Raw genomic sequence first — 14,110 nt, 5'->3', positions numbered from 1 at the left:
ATGATGGTTTTTAATGAAACAGGCCGCGATTGCTTATAAATATTCTTTTGCGGCGGTCTCTTTTAAAAACGGTTTTGCCCTGTTATTTGAAGAAAATCTTTTCGCCGTCTTCTTTGGTGAATGCCGTAACCGGATTGTCGAGAAGGTCGAGAACCAGTTCCGACGGACGGCACAGCTTGGTACCAAGCGGCGTTTCCACGATTGGTCGATTGATCAGGATGGGATACGCCATCATGAAGTCGATCAATTCGTCATCGGTCCACTTTGAATCTTGCAGTTCAAGCTCTGCAAAGGGCGTGCCCTTCTCACGGAGAAGTTCGCGCGGCGTCATCTGCATCGCTTTCAGCAGTTCTAGCAGTCTTTCGCGCGATGGCGGACTTTGCACATACTCAATGATGACGGGTTCTTCTCCGCTGGCACGGATCATCGCCAGCGTGTTGCGAGAGGTCCCACATTTCGGATTGTGATAGATCGTAACAGTCATCAAAGTTTCCCGTTTCACAGGCCGATAGCGTGGATTATCCAGCCTTCATCTATGAAAAGGAACCTTGTTTCAAGATCGCGATATGCCGCCACTGAAAAATCGGGGCCGGGTAAATTACCCGACCCCGATGTTTCTTACTTCGCCACGATTGCCTGAATGCCGGCCAGTGCGCATTCTGCGTCAGTTGCGCCAGACGGTGCGCCGCCGACACCAATTCCGCCAACCAGCGCATCGCCAATCTTAATCGGCAATCCGCCCGCCTGGATGACAAAGCGCGAATCCATATCGCGCATGCCGCTATTGGCGGGCTTTGAAGCGATAAACTCGGCAAGTTCGCCCGAATCCCGGCCGAGAGCCGCTGATGTGAACGCCTTTCCTACAGCACTGTTGCCGGTGTGCGGGCCGGAAAGGTCCGCTTTGAGCAGAACTTTTGTCGATCCATCGCGTGCTACAACCGCAACGCTCACATTGTTGCCCTTGGCAACGCAAGCATCCAGTGCTGCCTGAGCGGCCTTGGTTGCCAGATCAAGCGGCAGATAGGGCGTCGTTGGAAGAGTTTGGGCGAAAGCGGTAGCCGGAGCCAGCGACAGAGCGATAATTGCAAGTTTACGGATCATGGTCGTTCCTCGTTTTCGATGGAGCTGACCTAATCCCACCAGCCCGAGAACTGAATCCGTAGCGCTTGCGATCTTATCCGTAGTTCTACGGATGTGCGTTCCCTTCCAGCCACAAACGGGTCATTTCTGCCTGCGATGTAGTGCCCAGTTTTACGCCAATGGCGGCACGATGGCTGTCTACTGTTCGTGGCGACAAACCAAGACCGTCCGCAATCTGCCGGGTGGTGAAGCCTTGCGCAATGTGCTCCAGAACCTCACGCTCGCGTGCGGTCAACGCATCGAGCAAGGCTAGAGTTTCAGCCTTCAATGCCTTGCTGCCGAGCCTTCTGTCGAGCAATTGCTGGGCTTTGTGGATTGCATCGATCAGGTCCTGTTCATCGACAGGTTTGGAGAGGTAGTCCACAGCGCCATTGCGAAAAGCGCGGCGACAGGCCTCAATGTCGCCGTGACCGGAAATAATGATCACGGGCCAGTCGACTGCCTGTACTGTCAACAGTTCCTGTAGTTTGAGGCCTGTCATCACCGGCATGCGAATATCGCAAATCAGGCATCCCGGCGTCAGCCGTGACAGTTGTGCGAGAAACAGGGACGGATCGGCAAAAGTCCTGACCTCAATGTCGATGGTCGAGAGCAGGAGGCTGAGCGCTTTTCTGACCGCTTCATCGTCATCCACGAGATAGACAGGCTGGGCCATCAATTTCAACTTTCTCTGTCGGCAACGATTGGAAGCGCCACGCGAAATAGCGCGCCCCGCTCCTGCGGGATATAGGAAATCTCACCTCCGAAGCTTTCGACAAGACGTTGGCTCAAGGCAAGACCAAGGCCAGTGCCCTCCGGCCGGTTTGTCGTGAACGGTGTGAACAGACGAGGCAGCAGTTCCGGTGCCACACCGGGGCCATTGTCCTGAACTTCCAGAATGGCCGAGCTTCCATCAGCCTTCAGAGATGCTTTGACCTGCCGATGACTGTTGATGTCCGCATCATGAAAAGACTCGATGGAATTACGCAGGAGATTGAACATAACCTGTTCCATCTCCACAGGGTCTACCGCAGCCATCAAAGGGTTGTCAGGCATCAGAAGTTCTATATCGACATTTTGCCGCTTTGCTTCCGGAGCCAGCAAAGTCTGAACATTTTGCAGCGAAAGACGGAGATCGGCTTGGACGTTTTCCCTGCGTTGCGGTCGTGACCAGTTGCGCAGACGATCCAGAATGGCGGAGGCGCGCCGCGCCTGATCCACCATATCGTCAAGCGCGCCAGCCAGCGCTGTTGTGTTGTTGCGGTTCAACAGTCGGCGCCCGGCCTGTGCTCCGGCTAGCAGCGCTGTCAGCGGCTGCGTCAGTTCATGCGCCATACCGCTTGCCATTTCGCCCATTGTATTGACGCGCGAAGCGTGGGCCAGCCGGGCTTCAAGGCTGCTCAGTTCAGCCCGACGTTCCGCCTGTCGCGTGCGTTTTATCTGGCGAACGATTACTAATCCGCCAAAGAAAAGCAAATTTGAGAGAATGAGGATTGGGATCAACTGGTCCAGTGGAAGCAGGGACGCCCAGCCCACATTCACGGCGGTTTCGAAAAGAAGCGGCTGAGAGGCACTTCCCAATTGCTTGGAAAAGAGTGCCGCGCCGAATGAAGCGGGGCTGCTGAAAAGAACCGCTCCATCAGGCATGAGAATACGGCGCGCGACACCGTTGCGACGCCAGAATGCATCGTCGGAACTGATAAGGGCGCCAGCATTGATCGATAGCGCCAATCCATCGTGGGGATCATCGTTATTCGGGCTACGCTTTACAATCATGTAATGTCCGGGACGCGCTGCCGGTGTGATCAGTTTTGGGACGCCGCTCGACGAAAGTGCTGCCGCTCGTATGGCTCCGGTCAGCCCCGGTTCCAGCTCTCTTGTGCCCGTGACCGGCGCTGCTGGATTGATTGGCACAAGTTGAATTTCATCGATACGCGGATAGAAGCGCGTGATGGTCGTAGCGACCTCAAGAAACACGTCGTCCTGTGAAAGTTCGGCAGTCCGCACCTTGGATTGCGCAATCGTTGAAAGCGCCGTCAAATGGGCATCATGCTGAACCGCACGCTGGGACGCTTCACGATGTAACGTGAAACTGGCCGCCTGAAGTTCGGATAATAATTCGGATCGCTGGTAAATGGCGAGGCCGCCGATCACCAGAAGATTGAGCAGCAGCCAAATGATAAATGGAAGCAAGGCAGAGTGGAATCTCGCCCATGTGCTTCCACTATGCAGGTTCATAGTTCCATCCCGATATCGATCTTTGTTCGGGCAAAACATACCGATACAGATCTGTTGCGCCAACCGAAAATCGTATTGCATTCATGTTCTGGTCATCTGAGAGCGATTATGCACCGTCGCAAGACCACTGGTGTCTCGTGATAACGCGATTCCAGTAGCCGATTATTTTGCTGAAAGGATATCTTGATCATGGATTTCAAGCGTCGCGCATCTTTGTTGTTTGGTGCAGTGCTGTTGCTTGCAGTTGCCGCTTGTCAAAAAGAGCAGGCTCCGGTCGTTGCTGAAGTTCAGGCTGGAATATGCAAGAAGGATGTCGCAGAAACTCTTGCGGGCAAAGACAAAATGACCGACGACGCTGCCATGCAGCTCACCGGCGCAACCATGGTGCGTCAGGTCAAGCCCGGCGACCCGGTTACAATGGACTTCCGGCAGGAACGTATAACCATTGAAACCGATGCGAATACCGGAAAGATCATCCGCGCCTATTGCGGCTAGGTGAACATCCGCTCGGGTAGCGCAAGAGAAACTTCGTCAAATGGCTAAGTTTTTCCTTGCGCATCCTTCCTTTATCTGAATACTTAGTAATATGGCTAAGCATGATCCAGACCTTTCACTTTTGTTCCACGCGCTGGCAGATCCGACACGCCGGTCGATCCTGACCCGTTTGGCTTCTGGGCCGACGGCAGTAACGGACTTGGCCGAGCCCACCGGGCTTCGTTTGCCGACGGTGATGCGGCACCTTTCCGTGCTGGAGGAAGCCGGTTTGATTGTGTCATCCAAGGATGGGCGGATACGCACTTGCGCTATTCGGCCGGAAGCTATGGAACCGGCGCGCAACTGGATGGATGAACAGCGCGCCATCTGGGAAGCACGTCTGGATCGTCTTGATGCATTTGTAATGAGTGTGATGGAGGAGCGCGAAAATGACACAAATTCAAAAGCCGAGTAGCATTGAAACAGCGCCCACCGGTGAAGGCCGTTTCACGACGCTGACTTTCGAGCGAAATGTGGCCGCACCCGTCTCGGCCCTGTGGCAGGCGTGGGCTGCTCCAGCCGCACGGGCAGTTTGGGCTGCGCCAAATTCAGCCGTCGAGGTGGAGTTTCTGGAAGCTGATACGCGGATCGGTGGTCGCGAGGTTTCGCTATGCAAGGTGAAAGGTCAGCCGGACATTCGTTGCGAATGCGACTGGCTCGAATTGCAGCCCGCATTGCGTAGTGTGAATTATGAGGTGATTTCTTGCGAGGGCGTGAAGCAATCAGCCGCATTGGTCACGGCCGCTTTTTCTGACCTCGGCGAAAGGAGCAAACTGATCGTAACGGTGCAGCTGTCTTCGCTGGCGGGCGATATGGAAGCTGGCTATCGAGCAGGTTTCGGAGCCGGACTGGACAATCTGGCCCTTGCTGCCGAACGCACCATGGTGTTGCAGAAAGTTATTCGTGCACCGCGCAACGTGGTCTGGAAGGCGTGGATGAATCCGGAAACCTTGCCACTTTGGTGGGGCCCGGAAGGATTTTCTTGTCGCACAAAGAGGATTGACCTGCGGCAAGGCGGCGAATGGGTTTTCGATATGATCGGGCCGGATGGCACAGTGTACCCGAACCACCACCAATACGGTGAGGTCAAGCCGGAAGAACGGCTTGGCTATACCTTGCTATGGGGTGAGAATGGACCGAAACATGCGGATGCATGGGCCTCATTTGAGGATCAAGACGGATTCACGAAAGTGACCCTGGGAATGGTCTTCAGCACAGCCGCTGAGTTCCAGAATGCCAAAGGCTTTGGGGCGATTGAGCTTGGTCTGGAAACGCTGGGCAAGCTTGATCGGTTCGTTACTGCAAAATGAAGCGCATCAGCGCGTTTCATAAGTTTGGGAATATTGTCCACATGTGAGAGGTGTTAAAGCGCCTCTCACGAATGCAAACCTCTGATCTGTATACCCACGATTTCTTTGGCGAGCGCGACCCGGTCGGCTTCTGTTTCCACACTGCGCGGTTGGTACCAGATTGAAAGCCAGTTGATGGCGCCAAGTACAGCCTTTGCCGCCACAGACACGTCGACTTGACGGATGCTGCCATCTTCGATGCCTTCGCGAATGACCTGCTTGAACAGGTCTTCGAACCGGCGCCTGATCGAAATCAGTTCGTTGAGTGTCCGGCGTTGGTCGGGTGTTGTCGCAGCAAGCTTATGCATATGAACACCCTGCACCACGACCGCTTCGAAAGCGACGTTGTTCATCATGGCCAGTGCGTGCGCCATGAGCATCTCTTCAAGTCTATGCAGGCCCGAGCCGTTCAACGTCATGACGGGTTCGACAGCCTTGAACAGTCGATCCATGCCTTCACGATGTACATCGAAGAACAAATCCGTCTTCGATGAGTAGTAGTGATAAATGCGCCCCTTGGTCGAGCCCATCCTGCGCGCCACGTCGTCAATGCTCGTTGTGGAAAAGCCTTGCTCCATGAAGCACTGAGCGGCTGTTTCCAGGATCACGACATTCCCGGTACTGTCCGTTCGGTTATTTCGGCGGCTGTCAGCCATCTGCTACTCCGATTGATGCATGGGTAAGCGGCAGCTTAGCCTAGCAAATTTCGACGACAAAATGCCACTAGACAAAGCCAGGATCAAGTGCATACTACTCAGTATGTTGTTGATTAATGCGACCACTGTCCATTTTTCAACGCTTGGAGGATTTAATTTTGGAAATAAACCCTAATTCTGCACCACACGCGGGCGCGGAAAGCCAGATCCTGTATTCGGATTGGATCAAGATCGATCAACAGCTTGTGGATCGATTTGCGGATGTCATCGATGATCATCAGTTCATTCACACGGATCCCGAGCGCGCTGCAAAAGAAAGTGCCTTTGGTGGAGCTATCGCCCATGGCTTTCTGGTTCTTGCCCTGCTGACCAAGCTCAGCCGCGAAGTATTGCCGGAGGTTGCAGCCGATGCGGTCGAAATCAATTATGGTTTCGACAAGGTCCGTTTTCTCGCGCCGGTGAAGGTGGGGTCTTCCATTCGCGGCGTGTTCAATTCCAAATCGGTTCAGCCGAAGGGGAATGGTCAGCTCCAGACCCTTGGAGCGACGGTTGAAATCAAAGACGAAGCGAAGCCAGCACTCGCTGCTGACTGGCTTATTCTGACAGTAGGTTGAGGATCATATGGCCATTTCTTTCGAAAATCGCGTTGCAATCGTAACAGGTGCTGGTGGTGGGCTTGGGCGCGCTTATGCGCTTGAACTGGCTGCACGCGGCGCGAGGGTTGTCATCAATGATTTCGGCGGCAGCCGGGATGGAACAGGCGGCGCGTCTGAAGCCGCGGAAAAGGTGGTTGCGGAAATTCGCGCCAAGGGCGGCGTGGCTATCGCCGATGCGGGTAACGTCACGAAATTCGATGACATGCAGGCGCTGGCCAAGCGCACAGTCGAAGAATTTGGCCGCATCGATATTCTTATAAACAATGCGGGTATCTTGCGCGATAAGAGCTTCGCAAAGATGGAAATGGCCGATTTTCGCGCTGTCGTTGACGTGCATCTCATTGGCTCGGCCAATGCCAGTCGCGCCGTATGGGACGTCATGAAAGGTCAGAACTATGGCCGCATCCTGATGACAACGTCCACGTCGGGCGTTTACGGCAATTTCGGTCAATCCAACTACGGTGCCGCCAAGGCGGGACTCGTCGGCCTGATGAATGTGTTGCATTTTGAGGGCGACAAGTACGACATCCACGTCAATGCGATAGCGCCGACTGCGGCAACACGCATGACCGGTGATGTGCTGGACGAGGAAATGCTGGTGCGCCTCGCACCGGAAAACGTTGTTCCTGCTGCTCTCTTCCTCGTAAGCGAGCAAGCGCCAAGCCGGACTGTTCTTTTGGCCGGTGCCGGTACCGTAGCACGCATGGCGATTGTGGAAAGTGAAGGCGTTTATCTGCCGAAGGGTGAGCGGACGCCTGAAGCTGTTGCTGCCGCTTTCACGAAGATCGATGATATGGCCAACTTCATCGAAACCGATGCCGGATTGGCGCATGTGGATCGCATCATTGCAACGTCGAGGGCACACGAGGTCGTCGAATGACGGCGCAAAAGCCTCGCCCGAAGGCTGAACCTCGCTCAGCCTATCGGGAGTTCTACGAGATGCAGACGCGCTGGAGTGACATGGACATTTATGGCCACGTCAATAACGTCGTTTATATGCAATATTGCGATGCGGCGTTGAATCGGTCGCTGATAGCGGCAGGCGCTCTGGAGCTGAATGGCGCCACCCCCATCGGCGTCGTGGCGCGCAATTCAACGAATTATTTCTCCGAGATTTCTTATCCCGACAATGTCGTTGTCGGGGTTCGTGTCGAGCACATCGGTAATACAAGCTTGCTGTGGGGATTTGGCATCTTCAAGGATGGCGAAGAGCTGACTGCTGCTGTAAGTGAATATGTGCATGTCTATGTGAACCGAGACACGCGACGACCTGTTCCGCTGACCCCGGAACTTAGAGAATTAGCCGAAAGGCTTTACGTTTCGGCGTCAGTGGAGGAGCTCTGATGAGAGAAGCTGTAATCGTATCAACTGCGCGTACACCGATTGGCAAAGCCTATCGCGGAGCTTTCAACGACACGACAGCGCCAGCACTTGCGGGGCATGCAATTGCCGCTGCTGTCGAACGCGCAGGCATTGATGGCGCGGAAGTGGAGGACGTCGTCATTGGCGCGGCGCTTCAGCAAGGCACGACCCATATGAATATCGCCCGCACATCCTTGTTGCGGGCTGGCCTTCCTGTGTCAGTTCCGGGCCAGTCGATGGATCGTCAATGCGCTTCTGGGCTCATGGCTATCGCGGCAGCTGCCAAGCAGATTACCGGTGATGGCATGACGATTGCCATTGGCGGCGGCGTGGAGCAGATCTCGCTGGTGCAGAACGATCATATGAACGTTTATCGCTGGCGCGATCCGTGGCTAACCGAGCATGTGCCCGCCACCTATATGAGCATGATTGAGACGGCCGAGATTGTTTCGGCGCGTTATGGCGTCTCGCGCGAGGCGCAGGACGAGTATGCGCTTCAATCGCAGCAACGCACGGCAGCCGCACAGGCAGCAGGCCGGTTGAACGCCGAGATTGTACCGCTACAATCCACTATGCTGATCAAGGATAAGGTCACAGGTGAGATTTCGTCGAAAAACATCGAGCTGGCCATGGACGAAGGTAATCGTCCCGAAACCACACTGGAAGGCTTGCGCGGATTGAAGCCTGTCTTTGCCGGTGGTCAGGTCATCGCGCAGGGCGGCTATATCACCGCTGGTAATGCCTCGCAGTTGTCGGACGGGGCCTCGGCTTCCGTGCTGATGGAAGCGAAGGAAGCGGAAAAGCGGGGCCTTTCGCCGCTCGGTATCTATCGCGGGATGGCCGTTGCCGGATGTGCGCCTGACGAGATGGGCATTGGTCCTGTTTATGCCGTGCCGAAACTGCTGAAGCAGCATGGCCTGACGGTCGATGATATAGATCTATGGGAATTGAACGAGGCCTTCGCAGCGCAGGTGCTTTATTGCCGCGACAAGCTCGGCATCGACAATGAGAAGCTCAATGTGAATGGCGGCGCTATTTCGATTGGCCATCCTTACGGAATGTCGGGTGCGCGTATGACTGGGCACGCCCTCATCGAAGGCAAGCGGCGCAATGGACGTTATGTGGTGGTGACCATGTGCGTTGGCGGCGGCATGGGTGCGGCAGGCTTGTTTGAGATTTGCTGATAGACACGAAAAAGGCCGGTTAAACGGCCTTTTTTATGATGCCAACTGCGGCGATATCAATATGCGGCCTTATAAATCGCCAGAGCATCTGCCTCGGTTACCTTGCGCGGATTGTTGACCAGAAGACGGGTCTGTTTCATGGCGTCGCGCGCAAGCAGAGGCAGATCGCCTTCCGTGATGTTCACCTCGCGCAATGTCTGCGGTACGCCAAGTTCGCGGCTGAGGTCTGCCAGTTTTTCGACAAAGGCTTCAGCGCGTTTTTCCGCCGATATGCTGGCGAGTTCTGGGAAAACATCGGCTGCAATTTCCGCATAGATATGGCTTGCTTCTGGCAGATTGAAGCGCAACACATGCGCAAGCACGAGCGCATTGGACAGGCCGTGCGGCACATGAAAATGGCCACCAATCGGATAGGCGAGTGCATGAACCGCAGCCACCGGAGAATTGGCAAACGCCTGACCAGCAAGCAATGAGCCAAGCAGCATGGCAGCCCGTGCATCACGGTTCTGGCCTTCAAAGACCGCAGTGCGGATATTGGAGCCAAGCAATTGCAGGGCGTTGCGCGCCAATGAGCGCGACAGGGGATTGTTGTTGGTGGAGGCCGAGGCATAGGCTTCGATGGCATGCACCATCGCATCGATGCCGGTGGCAGCAGTTACCGCCGCTGGCAAGCCAACGGTCAAATCTGCGTCGAGGATTGCCGTGTCCGGCAGCAGAAGCGGAGAAACGACGCCCTTCTTTTCCGATGCTCCCGTGGTGATGATCGATATCGGTGTGACTTCCGACCCTGTTCCCGCTGTTGTTGGCACCAGAACGAGCGGCAGGCGCGGGCCACGCGCAATATTGACGCCGTAGATGTCGTTGAGCGCCTCACCGCTCTTTGCGATCAGGGCTGCAACCTTTGCAACATCCATTGAGGAGCCGCCGCCAATGGCGAGGACACCTGTCGCTTCATGCGCCAGGATGTGATCTTTCAGCGCGAGAACATTACTTTCTGGCGGATCAGCCTGCACGTCGTCAAACATCGAAACGGCAATGTCTGCCTGTTCCAGCGCATTTGTTGCAGAGTCCAGAAGTCCGAGCTTGTGCAATCCCTTGTCGGTCACGATCACAACACGCTTGCCCAACAGGTGCCCGGCGATATCGGCTATCTTCGCCAGACCGCCGGTCTGTAGCACGATGGATGGCGTTGTGTTGAAGACGAAATTTTCCATGTGTTCAGTTCTTTCGATTTATCGGGGTCGAGCTTCTGCAAATCAACTTGCGCGCTTCACCTTCAACTCGCGATCGATCGTGTTTTCGGTAACCCCTTCACTGCGCAAAATATGCTTCCGGATTTTACCGCTCGATGTCTTCGGAAGAGATTCCAAAATCCGCACATAGCGCGGCACCATAAAGCGGGGTAGGCGGCCTGCAAGAAAATCCAGCAACTCTTCGGCGACAATTTCTTGTCCGTCCACCGGCGTTACGGCGATAAGGACTTCATCTTCGCTCAATTCGCTTGGGACTGCGATAGCCGCGCATTCCTTGACGCTGTCGTGGAAAAGCACTTCAGCCTCTAACGCAAAGGAGGAGATATTCTCACCGCGCCGCCGGATGACGTCTTTCAGGCGATCAACGAAGAAATAAACGCCGTTTTCATCCTTACGAAAACTGTCTCCGGTGTGAAACCAGCCATTGCGCATGGCTTCGACAGTGGCTTTCGGATTGTTGTAATAGGCTTTCATCAAAGCCCAGGGGCGGTCGGAGCGAATGACAAGTTCACCAGCCGTGCCATCCGGCACTTCGATGTCGTTTTCGTCGACGACACGCAACTGATACCAGGGGCGCGGCTTCCCCGCGATGCCCTTTTGCGTAATGCCGGGACCAGCAACAAGCGGACTGGCGATTTCGGTCATGTTGTAGATGGTCCATGCCTCCACGCCAAATCTCTCGGCGAACAATGGACCATCTTCGCCAAATGGCGTGATGAAGGCACGACGCAGCGGGTGGTTGCGATCATCCGATGAAACCGGCTGTTTTAGGAGGAAACTGGCCATCACACCCAGCAACAGACAGTAGGTCGAGTTCGTTTCCCGCACTGCTTGCCAGAAATGCTGCGTTTTGAACTCGCGCATCATACCAATCGATAGTCCGCGCGCCAGCATCGCATAGACATAAAGCGTGGAGCCGCAATGAAAGATCGGACCGCAAATCATGCAGCGGTCCGTTTCATCGACGCAGTCAAAGGCGTCCGGCCCCATCGTATAAAGCTGCACATAAGAGGTCACGACGCCCTTGGCATTGCCCGTCGTACCAGAGGTGTACATGATAGCCAGTGTGTCCCACGGCTCAATCGGCGTGTCGAGAACAAGCTCGGTCTCGCTGACGGTTTCAACATCGATCAGAGGCAGGATTTCCACGCTAGCGACTGCGCAGTCAGCTGTACCCTCGACGACAAGAACTTTACGCAGTTTGCCCGGAGCGATATCTCGCAAACGTTCCACGAGGTCGACATGTGCGATCATCAACGGTGCATCCGCGTCATCCAGAATGTGTTCCAGCGGGCGCCCGAGGGCTGCGGTGTTGATCGGCACATAGACCGCGCCGATATAATTGATGGCGAACCAGGTGGTGAGTAGGTCCGGCCCGTTGCCCATAAAACAAAGCACGTGATCGCCGCGTTTTACGCCATGGGATTGCAGCGTTGCCGCGCGCTGGCGAACGCGGTCCCGGGTTGTATTGTAATCCCATTCTGTCGATGGCCAAAAATGCACGAATGGTGCTGTGGGGCGCTCCGCTGCATATTGATCGAGAAGATATCGCAACACGGAATGGTTGCGGTCGAGCGCACGCTGGTCTGGCGTCATATTCTGAATTCCTCCTGCCCCGGTCGCAACTAAACCTTCAAAAGAGGGCAGTTGCAAACCTATTTGGAATATGCAACATACTCGGTAGTATGTCAAAGCGAAAACATCTGGGAGGATGGAAATGGCCATAGTCGATATCCAGCGCGAAGGACCGATTGCGGTGGTGCGCTATGACCGTGGCGGCAAGGCCAATGCTCTCAATGAAAAAGCGATCAAAGAGCTCATAGAAGCGGCTGACGAGCTGTCGGCGGATGACACTATTCAGGTCGTTATCATCACGGGTACTGAAAGCCGTTTTTCGGGTGGCGTCGATCTGAAGGACGAAAATCTGTGGCGGAATGGTTCGGACGCTGTTTCTCGTCACACGGCCATGTCGCTTGGCGGCGTCATGTGTGATCGGTGGCGGCTGTTGCCGCAAATCACTATTGCAGCTGTCGAAGGTCCAGCCGTCGGCGGGGGCGGTATTTTGGCATTGGCGGCGGATTTCCGCGTTATGGCTGAGGGCGCATTCTTTCAGTTTCCGGAAGTTCGTCTGGGCATGACGCTGGGTTGGGGCGGTTTGCCCCTCCTGTCATCGCTCATCGGGCCGACGCGCGCCAAGCTCGCGCTTTTCACCAATGAGCGGATCGGCGAGCAGGACGCCCTCAAAATGGGGCTGTGCGACAAGATTGCGCCCGCGGGTGGCGCGGTCGAAACAGCAAAGCTTTTCGCGCAGACGATCGCTGAATGTCCGCCAATGGCCTTGCGGATGACGAAGAGGGCCATTGATCAGGAACACCGCGCCAACTGGGCCGCACCTTATGAAGCTGACCAGTTTTATCTGGCAAGGCTGATTGCGGAAAGCAACAGCCAGTCGAGCTGACACCGTTATTATTTGGGAGGAGGAAAACCATGACAATGAAATCAATGATGCTCTCTGGTGCATTTGCCGCAATGATGCTTGCGAGCCCGGCTTTGGCAGAACCAGTTAGACTGGGCGTGCTGACAGACATGTCCGGCATGAATTTCGACCTAGCCGGTGAAGGCTCGGTCGTAGCGGCCAAGATGGCTGTGGAGGATTTCGGTGGCAAGTTGAATGGAGAGCCCATCGAAGTCATCGTTGGCGACCACCAAAACAAGCCGGATATCGGCTCCACATTGGCGCGCAGCTGGATCGACGAGAAGAACGTCAAAGCCATTATCGATGTGCCGACATCGTCGGTCGCCATGGCTGTTCAAGAGATCACGCGCGATAAGGACGTAGCATTTCTGGCATCCACCGCAGGTTCTTCGGACCTGACGGGCAAAGCCTGCTCGCCAACCACGGCGCAGTGGACCTGGGACACTTATTCACTCGCCAATGGCACCGGTCGCGCCATGACGCAGGAGGGCGGTAAGAAGTGGTACTTCATCACTGTTGACTATACGTTCGGTCATGCCCTTGAACGGGATACAACAGAAGCCGTCAAGGCGAGCGGTGGTGAAGTTGTGGGTTCGGTTCGTCACCCACGTGAAACCACTGACTTCTCGTCTTTCTTGCTCCAGGCGCAAGCATCGGGTGCGGACGTGATTGCTCTTGCAAATTCGTCGGGCGATACGATGACGGCGCTCAAGCAGGCCAATGAATATGGCATTGCGCAGGGTGGCCAGAAAATAGCAGGCATGCTGCTGTTTCTCTCCGACGTCCATAGCGTTGGCCTTGAGACTGCAAAAGGCCTGACACTGACCACCGGCTTTTACTGGGATTATGATGACCAGACCCGCGCCTGGTCGAAGCGCTTCGGTGAGCGGATGAATGGCAAAATGCCAACGATGGTTCATGCTGGCGTTTATTCCGCTGTCATGAACTATCTCAAGGCGTCCGAGGCGGCAAAGTCCACCAGCGGCAAGGTAGTGCTCGACAAGATGCGCACGATGGATATCAGTGACTTCTTTGCCCGCAATGCGAAGCTGCGTGCAGACGGTCGTATGGTACACGACATGTATCTTGTTCAGGTCAAGTCGCCTGCGGAATCCAAAGGACCGTGGGACTATTACAAGGTTCTTCGCACCATTCCGGGCGACGAAGCGTTCCGTCCGCTCGATAAGGGCGGCTGTCCGTTGGTAAAGCAGTAAGAGGCTGATTTGATGATGGCTTCGACTGGGACTGATGCGGCTCTGCGTGAGGCAGGGCCGTCGGGTTCG

General features: G+C 55.3%; 16 protein-coding genes. 9 read left to right on the top strand and 7 right to left on the bottom strand.

Features of this window, described 5'->3' with window-relative positions; all coding sequences use genetic code 11:
- Window positions 1–82: 82 nt before the first annotated feature.
- The 4 genes from arsC to QBD01_RS22365 form a co-directional block, all read right to left on the bottom strand.
- A complete protein-coding gene (arsC, locus tag QBD01_RS22380) occupies window positions 83–484 on the bottom strand; it encodes an arsenate reductase (glutaredoxin) (protein ID WP_280994584.1) in 402 nt (133 codons plus the stop codon).
- Between the two features lie 134 nt (window positions 485–618).
- Entirely contained in the window at window positions 619–1,101 is a 483-nt protein-coding gene (locus QBD01_RS22375; protein ID WP_280994583.1) for a heme-binding protein, read from the bottom strand.
- Window positions 1,102–1,186: 85 nt separating this feature from the next.
- Window positions 1,187–1,795, bottom strand: a complete 609-nt coding sequence (locus QBD01_RS22370; protein ID WP_280994582.1) for a response regulator — start codon at window positions 1,793–1,795, stop codon at window positions 1,187–1,189.
- Window positions 1,796–1,800: 5 nt separating this feature from the next.
- Window positions 1,801–3,357, bottom strand: coding sequence for an ATP-binding protein (locus QBD01_RS22365; protein ID WP_280994581.1), 1,557 nt, complete (start codon window positions 3,355–3,357; stop codon window positions 1,801–1,803).
- A gap of 189 nt (window positions 3,358–3,546) precedes the next feature.
- On the opposite strand from QBD01_RS22365, the gene QBD01_RS22360 reads away from it, so the two are divergent.
- From QBD01_RS22360 to QBD01_RS22350, 3 genes are all read left to right on the top strand, one after another.
- Entirely contained in the window at window positions 3,547–3,852 is a 306-nt protein-coding gene (locus QBD01_RS22360) for an I78 family peptidase inhibitor (protein WP_280994580.1), read from the top strand.
- 91 nt (window positions 3,853–3,943) lie between these two features.
- Complete coding sequence (locus QBD01_RS22355) at window positions 3,944–4,306, top strand: metalloregulator ArsR/SmtB family transcription factor (RefSeq protein ID WP_280994579.1); 363 nt, start codon at window positions 3,944–3,946, stop codon at window positions 4,304–4,306.
- The gene (locus QBD01_RS22350; protein WP_280994578.1) at window positions 4,281–5,201 is read left to right on the top strand and encodes an SRPBCC family protein; all 921 of its coding nucleotides are present in this window, start codon (window positions 4,281–4,283) and stop codon (window positions 5,199–5,201) included. Before QBD01_RS22355 ends, QBD01_RS22350 begins: the two co-directional genes overlap by 26 nt.
- A 65-nt stretch (window positions 5,202–5,266) precedes the next feature.
- Here QBD01_RS22350 and QBD01_RS22345 read toward each other — a convergent pair whose 3' ends face one another.
- Entirely contained in the window at window positions 5,267–5,896 is a 630-nt protein-coding gene (locus QBD01_RS22345; protein WP_280994577.1) for a TetR/AcrR family transcriptional regulator, read from the bottom strand.
- 116 nt (window positions 5,897–6,012) lie between these two features.
- On the opposite strand from QBD01_RS22345, the gene QBD01_RS22340 reads away from it, so the two are divergent.
- From QBD01_RS22340 to QBD01_RS22325, 4 genes are read left to right on the top strand one after another with little or no spacing between them, the layout of a single operon-like run.
- The gene (locus tag QBD01_RS22340; protein WP_392391466.1) at window positions 6,013–6,510 is read left to right on the top strand and encodes a MaoC family dehydratase; all 498 of its coding nucleotides are present in this window, start codon (window positions 6,013–6,015) and stop codon (window positions 6,508–6,510) included.
- A 7-nt stretch (window positions 6,511–6,517) separates the two neighbouring features.
- The gene (locus QBD01_RS22335; RefSeq protein WP_280994576.1) at window positions 6,518–7,432 is read left to right on the top strand and encodes an SDR family NAD(P)-dependent oxidoreductase; all 915 of its coding nucleotides are present in this window, start codon (window positions 6,518–6,520) and stop codon (window positions 7,430–7,432) included.
- Window positions 7,429–7,896: a thioesterase family protein gene (locus QBD01_RS22330; protein ID WP_280994575.1), complete on the top strand. Its 468-nt coding sequence runs from the start codon at window positions 7,429–7,431 to the stop codon at window positions 7,894–7,896. The genes QBD01_RS22335 and QBD01_RS22330 overlap by 4 nt, the downstream gene beginning before the upstream one ends.
- Complete coding sequence (locus tag QBD01_RS22325; RefSeq protein WP_280994574.1) at window positions 7,896–9,098, top strand: acetyl-CoA C-acyltransferase; 1,203 nt, start codon at window positions 7,896–7,898, stop codon at window positions 9,096–9,098. Before QBD01_RS22330 ends, QBD01_RS22325 begins: the two co-directional genes overlap by 1 nt.
- A gap of 56 nt (window positions 9,099–9,154) precedes the next feature.
- Here QBD01_RS22325 and QBD01_RS22320 read toward each other — a convergent pair whose 3' ends face one another.
- Entirely contained in the window at window positions 9,155–10,312 is a 1,158-nt protein-coding gene (locus QBD01_RS22320; RefSeq protein WP_280994573.1) for an iron-containing alcohol dehydrogenase, read from the bottom strand.
- A gap of 42 nt (window positions 10,313–10,354) precedes the next feature.
- Window positions 10,355–11,947, bottom strand: a complete 1,593-nt coding sequence (locus QBD01_RS22315) for an AMP-binding protein (protein ID WP_280994572.1) — start codon at window positions 11,945–11,947, stop codon at window positions 10,355–10,357.
- A 121-nt stretch (window positions 11,948–12,068) separates the two neighbouring features.
- Between QBD01_RS22315 and QBD01_RS22310 the strand changes: the two genes are divergently transcribed.
- Window positions 12,069–12,809 (top strand): enoyl-CoA hydratase/isomerase family protein, encoded by a 741-nt coding sequence (locus tag QBD01_RS22310; protein WP_182522569.1) that lies wholly within the window; start codon window positions 12,069–12,071, stop codon window positions 12,807–12,809.
- A 29-nt stretch (window positions 12,810–12,838) separates the two neighbouring features.
- On the top strand, window positions 12,839–14,041 hold the full coding sequence (locus QBD01_RS22305; protein WP_182522570.1) for an ABC transporter substrate-binding protein: 1,203 nt from the start codon (window positions 12,839–12,841) through the stop codon (window positions 14,039–14,041).
- The last annotated feature ends 69 nt before the right edge of the window (window positions 14,042–14,110 follow it).

This window comes from Ochrobactrum sp. 19YEA23 (assembly GCF_029909865.1).
GTDB lineage: Bacteria > Pseudomonadota > Alphaproteobacteria > Rhizobiales > Rhizobiaceae > Brucella > Brucella gambitense.
This window is presented reverse-complemented; position numbering and strand designations above follow the sequence as displayed.

Bases quoted from the DNA above. Each gene is read 5' to 3' on its own strand.
- QBD01_RS22305 (WP_182522570.1), top strand. From the start codon at position 12,839: ATGACAATGAAATCAATGATGCTCTCTGGTGCATTTGCCGCAATGATG.
- QBD01_RS22330 (WP_280994575.1), top strand. From the start codon at position 7,429: ATGACGGCGCAAAAGCCTCGCCCGAAGGCTGAACCTCGCTCAGCCTAT.
- QBD01_RS22315 (WP_280994572.1), bottom strand. From the start codon at position 11,947: ATGACGCCAGACCAGCGTGCGCTCGACCGCAACCATTCCGTGTTGCGA.
- QBD01_RS22360 (WP_280994580.1), top strand. From the start codon at position 3,547: ATGGATTTCAAGCGTCGCGCATCTTTGTTGTTTGGTGCAGTGCTGTTG.
- QBD01_RS22370 (WP_280994582.1), bottom strand. From the start codon at position 1,795: ATGGCCCAGCCTGTCTATCTCGTGGATGACGATGAAGCGGTCAGAAAA.
- QBD01_RS22310 (WP_182522569.1), top strand. From the start codon at position 12,069: ATGGCCATAGTCGATATCCAGCGCGAAGGACCGATTGCGGTGGTGCGC.
- QBD01_RS22355 (WP_280994579.1), top strand. From the start codon at position 3,944: ATGGCTAAGCATGATCCAGACCTTTCACTTTTGTTCCACGCGCTGGCA.
- QBD01_RS22335 (WP_280994576.1), top strand. From the start codon at position 6,518: ATGGCCATTTCTTTCGAAAATCGCGTTGCAATCGTAACAGGTGCTGGT.
- QBD01_RS22350 (WP_280994578.1), top strand. From the start codon at position 4,281: ATGACACAAATTCAAAAGCCGAGTAGCATTGAAACAGCGCCCACCGGT.
- QBD01_RS22345 (WP_280994577.1), bottom strand. From the start codon at position 5,896: ATGGCTGACAGCCGCCGAAATAACCGAACGGACAGTACCGGGAATGTC.
- QBD01_RS22375 (WP_280994583.1), bottom strand. From the start codon at position 1,101: ATGATCCGTAAACTTGCAATTATCGCTCTGTCGCTGGCTCCGGCTACC.
- QBD01_RS22320 (WP_280994573.1), bottom strand. From the start codon at position 10,312: ATGGAAAATTTCGTCTTCAACACAACGCCATCCATCGTGCTACAGACC.
- QBD01_RS22340 (WP_392391466.1), top strand. From the start codon at position 6,013: ATGCGACCACTGTCCATTTTTCAACGCTTGGAGGATTTAATTTTGGAA.
- QBD01_RS22325 (WP_280994574.1), top strand. From the start codon at position 7,896: ATGAGAGAAGCTGTAATCGTATCAACTGCGCGTACACCGATTGGCAAA.
- arsC (WP_280994584.1), bottom strand. From the start codon at position 484: ATGACTGTTACGATCTATCACAATCCGAAATGTGGGACCTCTCGCAAC.
- QBD01_RS22365 (WP_280994581.1), bottom strand. From the start codon at position 3,357: ATGAACCTGCATAGTGGAAGCACATGGGCGAGATTCCACTCTGCCTTG.